Below are 17,052 nucleotides of genomic sequence, written 5' to 3'. Positions count from 1 at the left end.
ATCTTATTTTAAGTGGGTCAGTCAACCCGCTCTCTTAGTTTTACAGGTTTGGACTGTTTTTTGTCCAGTTGCATATTCAACAGTTCCACCACGAAGGAGAATGCCATAGCAAAGTATGCATATCCTTTTGGAATTTCATAGTGGAATGCCTCAGCAACCAGCAGCGTGCCAATCATCAACAAAAAAGAGAGCGCTAAAATTTTAATTGAAGGGTGATTATTTACAAAATCTCCGATTTTGGCCGCAAACGCGATCATAATAAAGGTAGAAGCCACCACGGCCAGGATCATAATCGGTATTTCTTTTACCAATCCCACGGCAGTAAGCACGGAGTCGAAAGAGAATATGATGTTCAGCAATGCAATTTGTACCAGTGCATTTCCAAATGTCAGGGAGCCTTTTTTTGCAGCCGAATCAGGGGATGGAATGTGTTCCGTTTCACCTTCAAGTTTATGGTGGATTTCCTTTGTTGTGCTGTACAGCAGGAACAGCCCTCCGCCGAGCAAGATAAGATCGCGGCCGCTAAAACCGTGCCCGAAAAGCGTAAGAAGATCTTCCTTGAGGCCAATCACCCATGAAATGGCAAAAAGCAAGGCCACGCGGAGTACCAGTGCAATGAGCAAACCGTTGTTTTGTGCTTTTTTTCTTTGGTCTGCGGGCAGTTTTCCGGCTACAATGGTGATAAAAATGATGTTGTCAATTCCCAGAACAACTTCCAGGAGTGTCAATGTTAACAAGCTGATCAGGGCATCAAGGGTAAATAGTGTTTCCATTTTTTGTTTGGTGAGAGTTAATATCCGCTAAAATAGCACGGAATCCCGGTTTTATAGAGAAAAAGTTATCGGATTAAAGTAAAAAGAAAAGCGGACAGTCTTTGGCTAGGGCAGATGGGAAAGAAACAGAAAATCAATTAATTCACAAAATGGGGTGCAAAAGTTTTTTTCTAAAGACATAAATGATTTATTTTGCAGGTACGCTTTTAAGGCGAGAACCAGACGAGACTTCAGATATTCAAAATATAGTGTGTGTATAGTGTGAAACAGGGCATGGAAAATTTTCTGTGCCTTTGTTTTTTTTATACACTAACAGGCTCATTAAGAGTGGTATTGGTAGCGCTTGCTTTCATCTCCGTGAATTTTTTTGCATAACTCATGATGATGACCAGGATAAACCAGGGAAAGAATAGAAATTGCCCTCCTGTGAGATTACTTTCAAAATACGGGATAATTAAAAAAGGAGGCAGAAAGAGATAGTGCTGTGAGAAATACCGGATGTAGTTCCAGGCGGGCCTTACCAGCAGGAGGTAAACGAAAAAGAGAAAAACCGGTAGTCCTGCTCCAAAAAGAACCTCGAAATAGGAATTGTGGTACCCCGACCAGTTAATTATCTTTTTTATTTCGGATTTGTTGAACATCCCTATACCTGTCACAAACAATGCAGGATTTTTGCTGAAATGACTGATCATTTTGGCTGACACCCTTACCCTGGCCTCTCCTTTTTTGGCTTGCCCTTCTGTTTTTTTGAACCGGTTGTTCAGGGCTGATTTGGAGTCGGCCAGCAAGAATAAAACAAGCATAACAGGAATAGTCAAAAGAAGGCACTTGTATAAAAGCGGAATGCTTTGGTATCGGAAAAGAAATACCATAGAGACAAGTAAGAGGCTGAGCCAGGAGGTTCTGTTGCCTGAAATAAGCACAATGTACAGGGAGATCACGCCGAAAATGATCAGTAAGATTTTACGCCAGTACGGAAGTTTTGTGTTTCTGAGCAGATCTATCCCGGTAATCAGAAAAATGGTCCCGGACCACCCGTAGTGGTTTGATACAAAGGCCGAATCCTCATTTTCTCCTGATACGTAATAGATATTGGTGTCGGTAAGGCTGCCACCTGTGATAAAAAAACTCACAATGGGAAGCATGTAAACCCAGTTAATGATACTAAGAAACGAGTTCAGGACGTAGGCCACCGGGTATTTTATCAGGAGGTAGCTCACTGCAAAAACGATATATAAAAAGGGGACCGAAAATGTTAAAGCCAGAGCGGCTGAGAGGGCTGGATTTGGGGTGAAGACGGCACAGGCAAGGACAGTTACAGCGAGTAATATAACCCCCTGAGAATACCTGGTGATCAGATCTAAAAATATATTTTTAAGGGAAAACAGCTGAAGAATGCAGAGCAGAAGGACCAGGTACTTGAAAATCCGCATGACGCCTACGCTCGCTTTGCCGGTTAGTACTCCCAGTGCATAGCCTACTATGACCAGGGCAATATTCAGGAAAAGGAGCCTGAATATGGTCTCTTTGCTAATAGATTCCGTCATGGCGCAGTTTCAGACAAGATAGAGATGAAATTCCGGAGCAATTTTTTTTCGGAAAAGCTCTTGACATGCTGCAGCCCGTTTTTAATTTTCACCTCTCTCAGTACGTCATTTTTGATACAATCCACCAGTGCAGCAGCCAGTTCCTGAGCATTTCCGGGAGGTACCAGCCAGGCACAATTTTCATTGTTGAGTGCTTCTGGCACGCCGCCAACACGGGTGGTAACCACCGACAGGCCCAGAGATAGCGCTTCCAGGTTAGCAACTCCGAATGCTTCTTTGTAGGAAGGAACGCAAAAAATATCCGATTGGGTCATCAACCCGAAAATCTGTTCCTGTGTTTGCTTCCCCAAGATAGCAGACTTCACAATGTTGGGATGATTCAGCAAGTTTCCGATTTGGACGTGATCCGCTGCATTATTACCGGCTACGGTTACCTGGAAAATAAGTCCGGTCAGGGCAAGTGCTTCGGTTAAAGTGTACAGTCCTCCTCTTTGAAAATCATTTTTTACAAACAGTATTCTCACCATATTCTCAGGGGCAAATGGCCTGTCAGGCACAACAGGCTGTTCCTTAACGCCTTTGTACAATCGGCTTACTTTTTCGGCATTGATCCGGTATTCCGCGATGATTCTAGTCCTCAGATAATCCGAATTTGCAATAACTGTTCTGGCGAAAGAAGCGGTCAATTTTTCCAGATTTCTGAAAATCAGTCTTTTAATCCAGTTTCTGGAAAGGATGGGCAGTTCTGAGAAATTGAGATTGTTATCATCATTAATCATTACGACTGTCCTGGTAAAAAATATGGCGCTGAATAGACCAACGAATGCATTGTTGTACACCAGCACATCGAAAGGAAATTCTTTTCTAATTTTCATCGCCTGGCGATGGTAGCGTCCCATCCGTATGAACTGACTGAGAATGCTTTTTTGCCAGCCGGACTTCATGGTCACCTTGTAAACCTCTTCCGATGGGTGGTTAATGTCCTCAGTCAGAATTCTGATTTCATGTTCAGGATACAGGTGGTTAATATCAGGTAACATTCTGGCGAATTTAACGGGGCCGTTTTCTATTACCTGGTATACATTGGTACAGAATAGTATCTTCATAATTTATGTGCCTTCATAAGCTCAGGTTCTACCGATTCCCAGGTAAACTTATTGATGAGATCCTGATGAAACGAGAACGAATTTCTTAACCTTACAAGGTCCGACATCACCGTTTGCCAATCTGAAATTTCGTAGGATGGTAAAACATACCCAATTTTTTGCTCCTTTACAAATGTGGATACTGCCACTTCCTGGTTGATGATTACCGGAACCTGAACCTGAATGGCGTCATAAATTTTATTCGGGCTGGCATTGATATTGTTTTTGTTAACAGGGGCATACACACAAAGGATGTAGTCTGCCTGACTGGCCAGTTCCAGGGCTTGCTGCTGGGGGATTACCCCGTGCCAGGTGATCCGGGGCGATTTTAACAATAATTCCGAAGGCGTATCTCCAACCCAGCCTGCTACAATGATATTCACCTCCACGCCGGAATCAAGCATGGCCTGGGCAATACTGGTTCCGCGGTGAAGGCCCAGCCAGCCGTAATAAATAATGGTTAATGCGCTGCTTTTGTTGTTTTCCTTTTTTACTTTATTGAATGAGTAAGGATAGTTTGGCAAAATGAGTGCATGATTTCTAGCAAAGTCGGGAAGCATTGTTTTCCGGTTTTCATCCGTAACAATAATGACGTCCGCAGGAGCGTACACTATTTTTTTAATCAGCTTCCACTGATTGCCCGGCTTGTTTCTTTTTAGAAAAATAGAATCGAAAATATCCAGTACCACGTTCTTCTGAAGAAAAAGAAATGGCCATAAAATGATTAACTGTGGTTCATTGATGATATGTACCGAATGATATCTGTGGAAGATCAGCAGCCCGATACATTTCAGGAAGTAAGTAGAAACTGCCAATGCCGATGTCTTTTTGCCCACCACCATGTGAAGGGTTATCTTCTCAGAGTGGTGAATGAAACCGGTATCCTCGGCCTGATTAATCCCCACAAAGTCGACGAAGGCGTGCTGGTACAAACTTTTAAGTTCCTTATTGACCCGCATATCGGTGCCGTCATTAAAGGACAGATAAAGAACTTTTTTATTCATGATACGCTACTTTTTCTGAATTTGACAAGCGGCAGTGATCTATTGAGTATTAAAAGGATACCGGCGATAATAAAGGCATAATTTCCATACATATATGCGGGGATGGGTGGGTAATAAGGTGTAAATGAAATACTTCCTAAAATGATACCGGCGATAATAAAGTACTGTTTTCTGAGCAGAAGAGTCAGGGCATATACAAAACCCAAAAATGCGCTGAAGTAATTAATCCAGACGGGCCATCGATTGAGGTATCCCAGCCCGAACGATTGAAACGTATTGAGTACTGCATTTTTGATAAATAGCCAGGGGTTGATCCTTAAGAGCCTTAAAACCTCATCCCGAGTGATCCGCTGATAAATTTGAATGGTAGCCTTATCATAGTAATTACCTCCCAGCGACGCACTTAACTTATAACCCATTTTTTTATCAAAGAGTGCATAAGCATCATTGTCGCTCAGGTGAACGTTATACGGATTCGGATAGGCGCCTATCCCGGCGTAAGCAGAATGCCAGATATTTTTTTCGGTCGGTTTGTAACACAGTAAGACAATTACCAGGCAATAAGCTGTAATTCCGGCCAGTTTCGTAAAGGAAAGCTTCTGATAACAAACCAGGAAGAGTAATGGCAGCAGGGTAATGGTGGTGGGGCGGGTAATGATTATGAATGGCAGCAGGATCAGGGGTAATAAATAGGTCCTGGGTCTGAAATTATAATATATCAGCAAGATAAGTCCCGAGACAAGTATCTGCCAGAAATAGTATAGATTAAATACTACAAACCTGATGATGAGCGGATTCAGCGCGAAAAGGAAAAGAAATAAATATCTTTTCCTTGATGTTTCCAATTCGCTGAGAATAAGAATAGCGAGTATCACAAAAGTCAATCCCTGAAACAGGATTATTGCCAACTGGTGGCCTGCGAAGGGGAAAATTATTCGTGCTAAATAAATAAGGTAGGCATATCCGATTGGGTTGTAATTATAGTGCGTTAAATGGTCTGACTTTTTGAACACATAATGATCCTCCTTGGTCCTGTTGTCCAGTAAATCGAAGGCAATTATATCGTTCTGATCCATCAGAAAATCTCCCCCGAACGATAAATTTTCGGCAGCGGAAAAATAGGGTGCCGTCCACACACTTTTCATCCGTTGATTCCTCAATACAAAAAATGAAATGACTAACGCTGTCAGGATAACGAGCGTGAATAGGGTAAGCTGAATTTTCTGGATCATTTAACAATATAAAATTGGCCTGATGAGGAATATGGTTGGGTTTACGCAAATTTTAGCTTTGGGAGCCACTGGAAAAATGCCGGGTTGTCACAACAGATTTTCGGGTACTTCAGAGGTAATTGTACTAAAAAAGTCATTTATTTTGTCGGCTGCTGATCCATCTCCATAAGGATTGGCATTCAACGCCATTTTATCATAGGCCGTCTTATTATCCCATAATTCTTTTACAGTACTTTCTATTAACCCAAGGTCCGTTCCGACTAACTTGACACTTCCTGAATCAAGTACTTCCGTTCTTTCGGTGGTATCCCGCATGACCAGAACAGGCTTCCCTAAGGATGGCGCCTCCTCCTGAATTCCTCCTGAGTCGGTAAGGATTATCCAGCTTTTTTTCATAACATGTACAAAATCAGGGTAATCCAGCGGAGAAATCAAATGAACGTTTCGGATTCCCGACAATAGTTCGTAAACGGGCTTTTTAATGTTGGGATTAAGATGTACAGGATACACGATATCTGCGGAGGGATAGAAATTTGCCAGCCGGGCAAGTACCTTGCAGATGGATTGAATGCCCGAGCCAAAATTTTCCCTCCGGTGGCCAGTTACTAAAATGAGGCGCTCCATATTTTCCAGCCGGTTTCGCAGTTCGGGAGAAATTTTTTCGGAAAAGGAAAGTACTTTATTGTCCGCCCAGATTAATGCATCAATCACCGTATTTCCAGAAATGATAATCTTGCTGTCTGTTACACCTTCTGCCAGGAGATTCTCCCTGTTCCGTTGGGTGGGTACAAAAAAGACGTCGGCCAGACGGTCTGTGAGTTGTCTGTTGGCTTCCTCGGGGAAAGGAGAGCGCAGGTTGCCCGTTCTTAAGCCTGCCTCCACATGGCCAATTTTAATCCCTTCGTAAAATGCAGCAAGTGAGGATGCAAAACAGGTAGTGGTATCTCCATGCACCAGGATCCAGTCGGGGCGGAATACTTTCCACACGTCTTTAAGTCCGGTGAGAATTCCTACCGTAATATCTGTGAGGTCCTGGCCGGGTTTCATAATGTTGAGATTGAAATCCGGTTCAATCTCAAAAAACTGTAGAACGGTATCCAGCATTTCCTTGTGCTGGCCTGTAATGCATAATTGATGGTGAATGTGAATATTATTTGTAAGCTGCCGGATAACAGGTGCCATTTTGATAGCTTCGGGGCGGGTACCTATTATTGTCAAAACTTTCATTAATAACTCTTTTTACCGTTTGTTAAAATGCTTTTGCAAAATCGCTCCACTGAAATTGCTTCAGCTGGTTGGCGTTGGAAATTCCGATATTCCGAAGTATGCTTTCAGAAAGGTCCAATGAAAGTAACAGTTTTTGATGAAGTTGATGGTGATTTGTAAAAAGTAAATCTATTTGTTGGCATAATCTTTCTTGTACAGCTCCGAACATCGGCGCTATGACGGGTTTTCCAAAACCCATCGCGAGAATGACCGAACCCGAATTTTCAATTTTTAAAAACGGTAACACCACCATATCCGCCGCGTTGAAATAATACTGAAGCTGGTGGTCGGGGATAAATTCATCTTTAAAAATCACATCAGGGGTTATTTCGTTTTTTATTTCCCGGCCGTAGCGCGGGTCCATACATCTGCCCGCGATGATCAGTATCTTATCTTGTCGTTCAATACTGTGAAAGGCTTGAAGTAACTCTGAAATACCCTTGTAGGGTTTAATCAGACCCAGGTATAGAAAAACCATTTTGTCCTGGGGTAACCCGAAGTACGCCCGTGCTTCGTTTCTGGTAATGGTATTGGGGTAAACTGTAGTATAGGGCCCTTCGGGTATGACCCTGAATTTGTGGGTCGGAATGTTGAGTTCAGATGCAGCGCGGTCCAGTGTGTGACTGGAAAATATCCGGATCCATTCGCAACGGCGTGCAAAAAAGCGCTGGCAAAAACGGTGCATTGCTATGTGCTCAGCGTTGTGTGGGAGAATATTGTGTAAGGTCCACACAAACTTTGTTCCCCAAATATTCCGGACTAAAACAAGCTGTATAAAAAAGACGGCCATACTCAGATAACTGGCCCACGCATACCGGCGTTGATAATAAGAAGTTATCCAGTCAAAGTGGATGTAATCGGGCCTGTATTTCCAGGCCGTTCGGATGATGCCCCCAAATTTATCGTGCACGCCGTTAAAAGCATGAAGCCGTCCGGATTGGTTTAAGCCTTCGATCATCAATGCCTGATAAGGGTTATCGTTACCCGCAACAGGGAGGCAGGCAACCATTTTGATTTTTATCTGAACCATGGGCGATGGTCTAGCGTGTATAGCAATTTGCTCTTCCGTAAACCTATTGGCTTTGCCGGGATGCCTGCTACAATAACCATTTCACCGACATCCGAAGTGACCACGCTCCCCGTCGCCACAACTGCGCCTTTGCCAATATGTACCCCAGGCAAGATGGTTACCCGCGAGGCAATCCAGACATAGTCTTGGATGATGACGTCGGCGCCGGTAGTCTCATGGTAGTCACTATGCGGGTCATGGGAAAGGGTCCAGATATTAACTTCCTGTGCAATATCCACATTATTCCCCAGGATAATTTTGCCGCCTCTGCCATCCAGGAGCACCCTTTTATTGACCACGCAATTATTTCCGACTGTAATGTTACGGCCCTGGCGGGTTTCTATTCCTATTGCGAAGAAACATTGTTTCCCTACTTTGTAAAGCGTTTTTTTTATGAGGTATAAACGAATGAAATGGAGTGGGAGATGCAGAAGCCACTCCCGATACAGGTAGTCTTTCAGTGCAAGAACTGAAATATAGAATGTTACCAGAAGTTTTTTCATGAAATTTCGACCAGATCTTCTGCAAATTTCGAAAAGGATTTCAAGGAATACTGTTGCCGGACAACTTTATTTAATACTTTGTACTGAGGGGCACCTGTTTCTTTGAGTACCTGTGACAACTCTTCCCGGGACCGTATGGCGTTAACCGGGGACAACTGGATGAGGTGGCGGTCATTTTGAAACTGATGAATGAAATTATAAAGACTGAGGTCTTGGCCGGTGGTGTATCCGAAATCCAGAATAAAGGATGGGGTTTCTGTAAAACATGCCTCCAGGCCCATGGTGGTACCCAGGTGAAAAAAGGCCTCTGCATGTTCAATTGTCTCATATTTTTTCAGAATATCATCTTCGGCAACAGACAGGTCTTTGGTACGGAACTGATCATCCACCACTACGTTGGGCAACATTTTGAGTGTTTCATAAAATGTCCAGTTGGTCAGGACAGGATAAGGCCTTACCACCAATTTCCACTCAGGTTGTTCCTGCATCAAACACTCCGCCAGTAATTTGATGAGTCTGAGCTCCTCCGGAACCAGATCCACAATGCCGATGGCGCAGCCGAAGTAAATATACGGAAATGAATATGGCCGACGCGCGGACAGCAAACCAAGGTAGTCGTGGATATAACCGAACTGGCTTGCGCCTGCTACAAAAATCTGATGCTCAGGAATGTTCTGCAATGTTACAATATCCTTCTTAAGCTCCTGAGACCAGCAGAGGTAAGTTACCCTTTTTGAAAAACAGGTATGCTTGCAGGGGTGGTCCCAGCTATAGACATATACTTTTATCTGCTTCCTTTCCCTGATAAGCCGAGCGTGGAAATGGTCATCGGCAATGGCTGTGAAACAGATGAATTGGTCGATATCATCTATTCTGGTTCCGGCGCGGTACCGTAATCTGTTCAGGTAAAAATCGTAAGGAATGAATTTCGGTAATTTTTTAATCCAGGCCAGTAATTTTCTGCCCTTTTGCTGCTGAACCTGATCCGCAACATTGCTGACCTTGAAAAGCTCCATCAAAAAAAAGTTGGAGCGGCTTTTGGGTAGTTTTTTAAAAAGAAGGTAAATGCGTTCCCAAAAGGTATTCCAGACCGAGGCCTTGGCCTCCAGAATAGGGCGGAATGTAACCTGAGCAGGTAAGTGCTGGCGGATCGCCTCGGCATGCTCAGGCTTTCCCAAAATACATACCTCATGCTTTTGGGATACTTCCATTATGACCTTCCGGACATCGTTGCGGAAATCAAAAAAGGAAACTACGAAGGCGATTTTCAAAACTTGTAATATTTAGTCCGTAAGTTCATGCAGAATCTGAAGCCATTTTTTTACCTGTACCTCTGCCTCGAAGTTTTTTAAAACTCTTTCCCTCCCTCGTTTGCCAGTTTCTTTTCGGAGTTTTTCACTTTCTAAAAAGTGGATTATTCCCTTCGCCAAACCTTCCGGCGTTCTGTCTTTTACCAGGTAACCAGTCTGTTCATCGACCACTTCCCTGACACCACCTACATCCATGGCAACAACAGGCTTCTCAAAAAGCATGGCTTCTAAAACTACCAGAGGAAAGGCTTCAATACGGGAGGGGAGAACCATCAGATCCAATTCGTTGAAAAAGCTGCCTACCTGAGCTGTATAGGGTAAAAATTCAAAATCAGCGAGTAAATTTTCTGTTTTTAGTAAATTAACCAATGATTTGAAGTAAATCTGTTTTTTGTAAACATTAGATTGTCCTCCAAGCCAGAAAAATTTAATTTTTCCAGTATATTGTTGACGTACGATACTGCAAGCCCGAATGAAAGTATCAACACCTTTCCTGAAAATTATTGAGCCTGATCCTCCTATCAACAAAACGTCATTAGAAGGCCTCAATGTACTTTTTGTATTATTATTTAAGTTCCAGTGAATACGTTTGTCGCTTACTGTTTCATGTAAGATAACTGTTTTATCTTTTTCAGCACAATATACATCTTGATAGAAAATGGCCGCTGCGTGGGCCGGGCTGATTATTTTTGCTGAATAGTTCACCAGATTTTCAATCCATACATCAGAAATGCGGTGCGTAACAACAAAATCTAATTCATGAGGATGGACTGCAAACTTTTTTCCTGAGGATAACACGGCTTGGCTTAATTCGTTTTCATTTACTGTATTAATGTACACCAAATCAGGTTTAAGTTTGTTGATCAGTGATAGATAATATTTTTTCTTTAACCATTCGAATGATAGAACTGAAAGTCGTCTTAGAATTTTGCGTACAAGAGGATAGTCATCAATAGGGAAGGTATAAACTTTTGCGAATCGTTTAAATTCGTCGTGTAATTCTCCTGCGCTATTGATTAAAAGGTGAAAATCGAAAATTTCATTACTGGCAGAGTTTGCATACAGTAGATTCAGAATGACCTGGCTGTCGCCTCCAGCACCCGAATGTGGAAGAATTATAATTATCTTCTTTTTTAAATTTTGCTGCATATATCTGATCAGTAAAGTCAAGCCCGTACCGAATGCATGAGTATTGGCTGCAAGGCTGTTTCTGGTTGGCTTTGGTCGTTGAATTTATCTTTTTAAATTCTCATCAATAAAAAGTGTAGCCTATTTATGTAAAAAATATAGATGTTACCATATTTTCAATGGTACTATTGATAGGGTAAGATGAATTGAAGTTTAGCACTAAAAGATAAATAGAGTTTAATTACGTAAAAATTTACCAGATAAGGCTTATATGTCATTTTATACTTAATATTAGCTGATTCAAATATTTACGTATGCTGTTAGTGAAAATTCTTACAAGCTCGATAACTGATGTAGGATTACTTAATTTTCTTACTGATAGCTTTAATTTGATGATTTCTTTCTCGAATTGCAAGAGGGATTCGGGGTAAGATGTATCAAAAACATGCTTGTTTTTTAAAAACATATATTTTCGGATATCTAAATATCTATCTTGGTTGGATGCCAATAGGGAGTGAGCGTGTTTTCTGTAAAAGAATAGCGCCTCCTGTATCACATGAACTTTGACTCCTAATGTGGTTAATCGGAGCCAAAAATCCCAATCTTCATAAGCCATCATGGATTCGTCATAACCGTTAATTTCTTCCCAATGATTTTTTAATATTAAACCGGCTGAGGAAGAATTGTTCTTAACCAGAAATGCAGAGGTATCTCCGCCTAAGCATCTCCATAGATCATTCTTCAATCCGAACATTTGTACCCAGCAGGATACCGCTCCAACTAAACTATCATTTTGCGCAACTTGTAGCGCCTTTTCTAAAAATGTGGAGTGGAAATAATCATCCGCATCGATGGTCAAAATCCATGTTCCAATAGCTTCCCGGAAGCCAGTATTTCGAGCAGCAGAGGCTCCAAGATTTGATTGGAAAATGACCCGGGTTTTTGGGGAATTTAGCTTCTGCAATATTGCGCAGGTCAGTGGATCGGTTGATCCGTCATCTACCACGATGATTTCCGCTATTTCCGTGGACTGATTAAGAAGAGAAGTAATGCATTCCGATATGAAAGCTCCATGGTTAAAACAGGGTATAACGGCGCTTATAATAGGGTTCATTTACCTGTGTCAATCTATGCTTTGTTACAAATGTAATAAATTATTGTTATCCAAATTGAAAAATGGTCTACTCCAAAAGGACAGCGTCCCAAGCCTGGTTGAATACCTCCGGGGAGAATGATTTATATACTTCCCTTTGGGCCTGCCGTCCGAGTTCAATTTTTAAAAGAGGATTTTCAAGTAAGATATTTAGGTATTTAATACATTGCTCTACCACAATGGTATCGTCTTGTGAAGGTACGAGAAAACCGTTTTGCTGATGGTGTACATGATAAGAGATACCTCCCACGTCCGTGGTAAGTGCTACTGCTCCATGTGCCATTCCTTCCATAAGAGCTAATGGAAAACCTTCTCGGCTAGAGGTGATCAGGACAACATGGCTCTTTTTATAATAAGAAGCCAAAGTCGGTTTATCTGTGATCTCACCGGCAAAGGTTAAATATTTATGAAATTCGGGATTCACAGACTTATCTAAACCGGCACCTACCAGAGTAAATTTTACAGATTTATCACACATTTGTGAAGCGATTTTTCCTATCAGCTCAATACGTTTCTCATAGCTATTGCGCCCAACGAAAATAACATTTAGGGATTCTGAATTGTAATTTTTTTCTGAAAGGTCCCACCAAGTATAGGAGATTTTATTGGGAATTACTTGATATCGGTCTTTCCATTGAGACCAATTAAGACCAACTGTATTAAACAAATTTTCGTATTCGGTAATTAATACCGGATTTATGACAATCCTTTTATGAATAACGTTAATACAGGATAAACTTATTTTTTCTACGCCATTTTTTTGGTCGTATGAGAAGGCATGTGTTAAGTCAATATTTTTGGTTTTTTTCTTTATCTGTGGGATTATTTCATAAAAAATAGGAGAGTTGGATCCGAATAGTATAGGATTTTCACTTTTCTCAATTATCTTTAGGATACTTTTAATAAGGCTGTTTCTGTAAATGGATCTATTAAAACTCACTACCTCAAAGCACTGGGCTATTTTCCAAAACTGATTTTTAAATGTCTGCTCTTGAGAGTAGTTAGTAAAAAAAATGACGACTTCTTTTCTGTGTATTCTTTGAGAAATAACACTCATTATATCTGCATGTACCTGCTCCGCTCCACCGGTATGATAGGAAGGAAAGAAGCAAAATAGAGACGTGGAAGGGGCTATCTTTCTGATTCGATAGTGAAAAAATAAGAGAGAAGGAATTTTAGGGAAATCTCTGATGTAAGAGCTAAACTTACGTTTGAAAACGATTTTTAAATGCTGAATTAAGAAGAAAAATACAATTAAATCAAATTTATTAATCCTAAGATTAAATAGTCTGTACTTTAAGTAATTATATTTTACGCTTAGCATTTTATTGTCAAAGGCAAGAGCTTTATTAGCTTTTGCTGTGATAGAAAAATCTGTTTGCCTATATAACAGCAGACGCTCGGATAGCTTCGCTATTCGGTATCCATCTGACAGTAATCTTAGCCAAAGGTCATAATCTTCATTATTACGTTGTTTTGTGTTATATTTATAATGATTAATAATCTCTGTCTTGATCATCACAGAAGGGTGGGCAATACAGTTTGTAAATGGCATTTTCCTTTTTATTTGATCTGAACCCGTAATCAGATCGTCTTTCCATTCTCCTGCCGAGTGTCCTTCTGAGTCAATCAAGCTAATTTGAGTGGCGACAAGAGCATATACCGGATTATCATCAAGAAAAGAGGTTTGTCTCATGAGTCTTTCAGGTAGGCTAATGTCATCTGCATCCATGCGAGCGATATACTTTCCTTTGGCAAGACTTATACCTTTATTCAAAGTGCCTATGATCCCTTCGTTCTTTTCATTTCTATAGTATGAAATCCGCGGATCGCTATAAGATTGGATAATATTCTCACTATTGTCAGTAGATCCATCGTTAATGATTAGAAATTCAAAATTGGTAAATGTTTGACAGAGTATGCTCTCCATGGCTTTATTAAGAAAAGCCTGGGCGTTATAAACCGGCATCAATACGGTAACTTTGGGAATCACAACCTTATCCATTCTTTAGGCACTATATCATGTGATTGTTCTTGTGCAGTCGTATCTGCAAACCATCTTTTTGGTGCAACGACAATTTTATTAGTATGTTGATTTAGCCATGCTCCCCACCAGCTGAAACTGCTGTTGGCTATGATGTTGTGCTTGCATAAACTCATTAGTTGAAGATCTTTATAGCTTTCCGAAGCACTATTCTCTTCCACGAATGTGAGTTTACCTTTAAAGTTGAGATGTTGTTTGGACCAATTGATGTCATCAGAAAAAACAAAAATATGTATGTCTGATATTCTATCGGTGATGTATTTTATAGCATTATTATAATACTCAAGTGGAAGGAGACCGTGAAATTTTTGAGTTTTATAATTGGCAGCATAGTCTCCCCTTCTGATGTGAAGACTGACTGAATTTGTATTTTTGATTACATTAACTATGTGGTTATGTTCCGGTTGCCAACATATTTCTCGCAACAGCTCCGTTTTGATGGAGTTGAAATATTTCTCTGATTGAAAAAATCCAGTTAGATATGTATTCTTACATGTCTGATCCAGTATAAATGGGTTATAAAGCAGAGATTTTTCTGTGTATATCCGTGCGCTTAGAAATTTCAGTAAGGTGTTTTGGATAAAATTCCCGAAGGGTATGTTAACAAGTTTATAAGCAAGTTTTGCGGCTATTGAAGGAGACTTGTACTCTATGCTTAACTTGTTTAATTCAAATTCTCTTGGAGTTATATCAGTATTGGTTGCATACAAGGAGGTAATATCAAATGCTATGTTGGTTCTGTGCTTCATAGCAACGGCACGAGCCGTTGCATACTGAAACAGCTGATTTCCTAAGCCGCCCTGAAGTTTTACGGTTATCATGAGTTGGTCAAAAGTTTTTGATATAGAAGCTCGTATTGGGAAACTATTTTTTCCCATGTGAATTTTTGCTCCCAGGCATGTCGTGCTTTCGCACTCATTTCTAGCCTCAAGGGCTTATCATTACTAAGTTTCTCTAAAAGTTTAGCTCCCTCTTCAATGTCTGCAAAACCTCTGTCACCTTTAAACCGTGTTGGGATTATAATTCCTCCTGATGTCCAACGTGCTATTTCCGTGGCGTTTCCCACGTCTGTTGAGAGGAACGGTAGTCCAGCAGCAGCAGCTTCAAAAAGTACGATGGGGGAGCATTCAACCTGAGAAGGAAAAAGATAGATGTCGGCTTCTTTAAATGCCTGCACGGTGTCTTCCCTTCCTAGCTCTAAACTTAAAATAATCTTATTTTTAAGGAGTCGTGCGATAGGAGAAATAATATAACGTTGTTTTCGTCCTAATTTTTCAATGATTTTTTCTTGATTTTGGCCAATGAATAAAAGAGTTGCATTTCTAATTCGTGCTTTTAAAAAAATTTGAATAGCTTCAAAATGACCTTTGATTCCAGTGAATGATCCAACGTGCAGTATAAGTAATGATGACTTAGGGATATTTAATTTTTTTCTTAAATAAGGTTCTGATAGATTAGCGAATTCTTGTGCAGATGCTCCGTTGGGAATGATAGTTGTGTTCCTAATTTGATTATCTCGGGCAAATTGAATGTCTTTATAGGTATCAGAAAGAAAAACATTAATATCAAATGTATTTAGCCAGTCAGTCATCTTGATAAAATATTCGGAATAGGTCGGATCATTTAAGGCAGAAAAGCCAGTCGGTACAAATATTTTTTTTGCTAAAATTGAAGAAAGGTGGGGAAATAGCAGGTCAGTTGCCCATTGCTGTGCAGCAAAACATGTGATTATGTCAAAGTTCCCTTCCTTTACAAATTTTATATAATTATCTTTACTTCCAGTAATACCTCGAACCATATTTCCGGATATATTAAATGATACCACTTTTACTCCCCGGATTGCCGTCTCAGTTCGCTTGTTATTTGTTGATGTGGCCACGGTTACGTCATGTCCCAAAGCAACTAATCCTTCTGATAATTGACGCACTACTTCTGACATACCATGGCGTGCCGGAAGATAGGACTCAACTGTGTGTAGAATTTTCATAAGTGATTTATGAGGTTTAGAGCCTTCTTTATAAAAAAGTGTAATTGGGCTGAACCTCTACCCTTTTCGAGCTGGTTTAGAGTATTCCATATATTAAGTTTAGTCAAAGGCCCTAGAGTTTCTGACTTGCGAGATCTCCAAGCATGAAAGTCCGAAAGTACCTGGTTTTTTTGAAGACCAGCATTTGAATCTTCTTTTCGGATACTGTTGGAAGGGTCATCATAATAACGGAGGAGAGGTGCTGGGTGATAGGCAATAGGTGTCAAACAGGCTAATCTCAACCAAAGGGCATAATCTTCGATTGCTCTTAAATTATGATTTTCAGGAAAGCCTTCGAGTTTTGATATAAGGGAAGAGTGGAAGAGAGCTGAGCTGCATATGACCTTGTTTATTTTCAGTAATTGTTTTAAATCCAACAGCAAAACTGTATCATTATCAAAATATGAATTGGAAAAATCTTGATTGTTAGCGGTAATACGAAAAGCGTTGCTACATGCTGCAAGATTTTTGGTTTTAGATATTAGGGCCAACTGAGACTCTATTTTTCTGGGTAGCCATTCATCATCGCTATCCAGAAAGGCTATCCATTCGCCCTTTGCTTCAAATAGGCCTCTGTTACGTGGAACGGCAGGAAGCCCTGAATGTATTCCTGAAAGCCACCTGATTCTTGGATCTGCGATATCCCTGACTATATCCAATGTATTATCAGTAGATCCATCATCGCAGATAATGATTTCTTTGACATCCTTAGTTTGGTTTAGAACACTTAAAATGGCTCTTGTAATAGTGCTGGCGCGATTCCAGGTTGGGATGATAACACTAACGTCCATTTATAAAAGATAAATAAATTGGTTCATCATTGCTTGAAAATTCATTTACAATGTTGAAACA

Annotated in this window: 15 protein-coding genes; all 15 read right to left on the bottom strand. The window is 40.6% G+C overall.

The genetic code is table 11. The features are described 5' to 3' along the window. Positions 1–17 precede the first annotated feature (17 nt). The 15 genes from KOE27_RS20050 to KOE27_RS19980 all read right to left on the bottom strand — a co-directional run bounded on the left by KOE27_RS20050 (position 18) and on the right by KOE27_RS19980 (position 16,991). Entirely contained in the window at positions 18–773 is a 756-nt protein-coding gene (locus tag KOE27_RS20050) for a TerC family protein (protein ID WP_215240582.1), read from the bottom strand. A 302-nt stretch (positions 774–1,075) separates the two neighbouring features. Continuing rightward, positions 1,076–2,320 (bottom strand): O-antigen ligase family protein, encoded by a 1,245-nt coding sequence (locus KOE27_RS20045; RefSeq protein ID WP_215240581.1) that lies wholly within the window; start codon positions 2,318–2,320, stop codon positions 1,076–1,078. Then, positions 2,317–3,426 carry a glycosyltransferase family 4 protein gene (locus KOE27_RS20040; protein WP_215240580.1) on the bottom strand — a complete coding sequence of 370 codons (1,110 nt, stop codon included), beginning with the start codon at positions 3,424–3,426 and terminating at the stop codon, positions 2,317–2,319. Before KOE27_RS20040 ends, KOE27_RS20045 begins: the two co-directional genes overlap by 4 nt. After that, positions 3,423–4,469, bottom strand: a complete 1,047-nt coding sequence (locus tag KOE27_RS20035) for a glycosyltransferase family protein (protein WP_215240579.1) — start codon at positions 4,467–4,469, stop codon at positions 3,423–3,425. Before KOE27_RS20035 ends, KOE27_RS20040 begins: the two co-directional genes overlap by 4 nt. Continuing rightward, positions 4,466–5,701: a hypothetical protein gene (locus tag KOE27_RS20030; RefSeq protein WP_215240578.1), complete on the bottom strand. Its 1,236-nt coding sequence runs from the start codon at positions 5,699–5,701 to the stop codon at positions 4,466–4,468. The genes KOE27_RS20035 and KOE27_RS20030 overlap by 4 nt, the downstream gene beginning before the upstream one ends. Positions 5,702–5,788: 87 nt before the next feature. Then, positions 5,789–6,928 (bottom strand): non-hydrolyzing UDP-N-acetylglucosamine 2-epimerase, encoded by a 1,140-nt coding sequence (gene wecB, locus KOE27_RS20025; protein ID WP_215240577.1) that lies wholly within the window; start codon positions 6,926–6,928, stop codon positions 5,789–5,791. Between the two features lie 22 nt (positions 6,929–6,950). Continuing rightward, complete coding sequence (locus KOE27_RS20020) at positions 6,951–7,997, bottom strand: glycosyltransferase (protein ID WP_215240576.1); 1,047 nt, start codon at positions 7,995–7,997, stop codon at positions 6,951–6,953. Next, complete coding sequence (locus KOE27_RS20015; RefSeq protein ID WP_215240575.1) at positions 7,985–8,539, bottom strand: acyltransferase; 555 nt, start codon at positions 8,537–8,539, stop codon at positions 7,985–7,987. The genes KOE27_RS20020 and KOE27_RS20015 overlap by 13 nt, the downstream gene beginning before the upstream one ends. Further along, positions 8,536–9,810 (bottom strand): hypothetical protein, encoded by a 1,275-nt coding sequence (locus KOE27_RS20010; RefSeq protein ID WP_215240574.1) that lies wholly within the window; start codon positions 9,808–9,810, stop codon positions 8,536–8,538. Before KOE27_RS20010 ends, KOE27_RS20015 begins: the two co-directional genes overlap by 4 nt. 12 nt (positions 9,811–9,822) lie before the next feature. Further along, positions 9,823–10,998 (bottom strand): glycosyltransferase family 4 protein, encoded by a 1,176-nt coding sequence (locus tag KOE27_RS20005; protein ID WP_215240573.1) that lies wholly within the window; start codon positions 10,996–10,998, stop codon positions 9,823–9,825. A 253-nt stretch (positions 10,999–11,251) separates the two neighbouring features. Beyond that, positions 11,252–12,091 carry a glycosyltransferase family 2 protein gene (locus tag KOE27_RS20000; RefSeq protein WP_215240572.1) on the bottom strand — a complete coding sequence of 280 codons (840 nt, stop codon included), beginning with the start codon at positions 12,089–12,091 and terminating at the stop codon, positions 11,252–11,254. Positions 12,092–12,158: 67 nt separating this feature from the next. After that, positions 12,159–14,135, bottom strand: a complete 1,977-nt coding sequence (locus KOE27_RS19995; protein ID WP_215240571.1) for a glycosyltransferase — start codon at positions 14,133–14,135, stop codon at positions 12,159–12,161. Continuing rightward, positions 14,120–14,995 carry an alpha-1,2-fucosyltransferase gene (locus tag KOE27_RS19990; RefSeq protein WP_215240570.1) on the bottom strand — a complete coding sequence of 292 codons (876 nt, stop codon included), beginning with the start codon at positions 14,993–14,995 and terminating at the stop codon, positions 14,120–14,122. The genes KOE27_RS19995 and KOE27_RS19990 overlap by 16 nt, the downstream gene beginning before the upstream one ends. Further along, positions 14,992–16,161: a glycosyltransferase family 4 protein gene (locus tag KOE27_RS19985; RefSeq protein ID WP_215240569.1), complete on the bottom strand. Its 1,170-nt coding sequence runs from the start codon at positions 16,159–16,161 to the stop codon at positions 14,992–14,994. Before KOE27_RS19985 ends, KOE27_RS19990 begins: the two co-directional genes overlap by 4 nt. Continuing rightward, entirely contained in the window at positions 16,158–16,991 is an 834-nt protein-coding gene (locus KOE27_RS19980; protein ID WP_215240568.1) for a glycosyltransferase family 2 protein, read from the bottom strand. The genes KOE27_RS19985 and KOE27_RS19980 overlap by 4 nt, the downstream gene beginning before the upstream one ends. Between the last annotated feature and the right edge of the window lie 61 nt (positions 16,992–17,052).

The sequence above is a fragment of the Dyadobacter sp. CECT 9275 genome (assembly GCF_907164905.1).
Classification (GTDB): Bacteria; Bacteroidota; Bacteroidia; order Cytophagales; family Spirosomataceae; genus Dyadobacter; species Dyadobacter helix.
This window is presented reverse-complemented; position numbering and strand designations above follow the sequence as displayed.

What these genes read in the sequence shown, in the direction of transcription:
- KOE27_RS20050 (WP_215240582.1), bottom strand. Translation starts at nt 773, where the DNA reads ATGGAAACACTATTTACCCTTGATGCCCTGATCAGCTTGTTAACATTG.
- KOE27_RS20045 (WP_215240581.1), bottom strand. Translation starts at nt 2,320, where the DNA reads ATGACGGAATCTATTAGCAAAGAGACCATATTCAGGCTCCTTTTCCTG.
- KOE27_RS20040 (WP_215240580.1), bottom strand. Translation starts at nt 3,426, where the DNA reads ATGAAGATACTATTCTGTACCAATGTATACCAGGTAATAGAAAACGGC.
- KOE27_RS20035 (WP_215240579.1), bottom strand. Translation starts at nt 4,469, where the DNA reads ATGAATAAAAAAGTTCTTTATCTGTCCTTTAATGACGGCACCGATATG.
- KOE27_RS20030 (WP_215240578.1), bottom strand. Translation starts at nt 5,701, where the DNA reads ATGATCCAGAAAATTCAGCTTACCCTATTCACGCTCGTTATCCTGACA.
- wecB (WP_215240577.1), bottom strand. Translation starts at nt 6,928, where the DNA reads ATGAAAGTTTTGACAATAATAGGTACCCGCCCCGAAGCTATCAAAATG.
- KOE27_RS20020 (WP_215240576.1), bottom strand. Translation starts at nt 7,997, where the DNA reads ATGGTTCAGATAAAAATCAAAATGGTTGCCTGCCTCCCTGTTGCGGGT.
- KOE27_RS20015 (WP_215240575.1), bottom strand. Translation starts at nt 8,539, where the DNA reads ATGAAAAAACTTCTGGTAACATTCTATATTTCAGTTCTTGCACTGAAA.
- KOE27_RS20005 (WP_215240573.1), bottom strand. Translation starts at nt 10,998, where the DNA reads ATGCAGCAAAATTTAAAAAAGAAGATAATTATAATTCTTCCACATTCG.
- KOE27_RS20000 (WP_215240572.1), bottom strand. Translation starts at nt 12,091, where the DNA reads ATGAACCCTATTATAAGCGCCGTTATACCCTGTTTTAACCATGGAGCT.
- KOE27_RS19995 (WP_215240571.1), bottom strand. Translation starts at nt 14,135, where the DNA reads ATGGATAAGGTTGTGATTCCCAAAGTTACCGTATTGATGCCGGTTTAT.
- KOE27_RS19990 (WP_215240570.1), bottom strand. Translation starts at nt 14,995, where the DNA reads ATGATAACCGTAAAACTTCAGGGCGGCTTAGGAAATCAGCTGTTTCAG.
- KOE27_RS19985 (WP_215240569.1), bottom strand. Translation starts at nt 16,161, where the DNA reads ATGAAAATTCTACACACAGTTGAGTCCTATCTTCCGGCACGCCATGGT.
- KOE27_RS19980 (WP_215240568.1), bottom strand. Translation starts at nt 16,991, where the DNA reads ATGGACGTTAGTGTTATCATCCCAACCTGGAATCGCGCCAGCACTATT.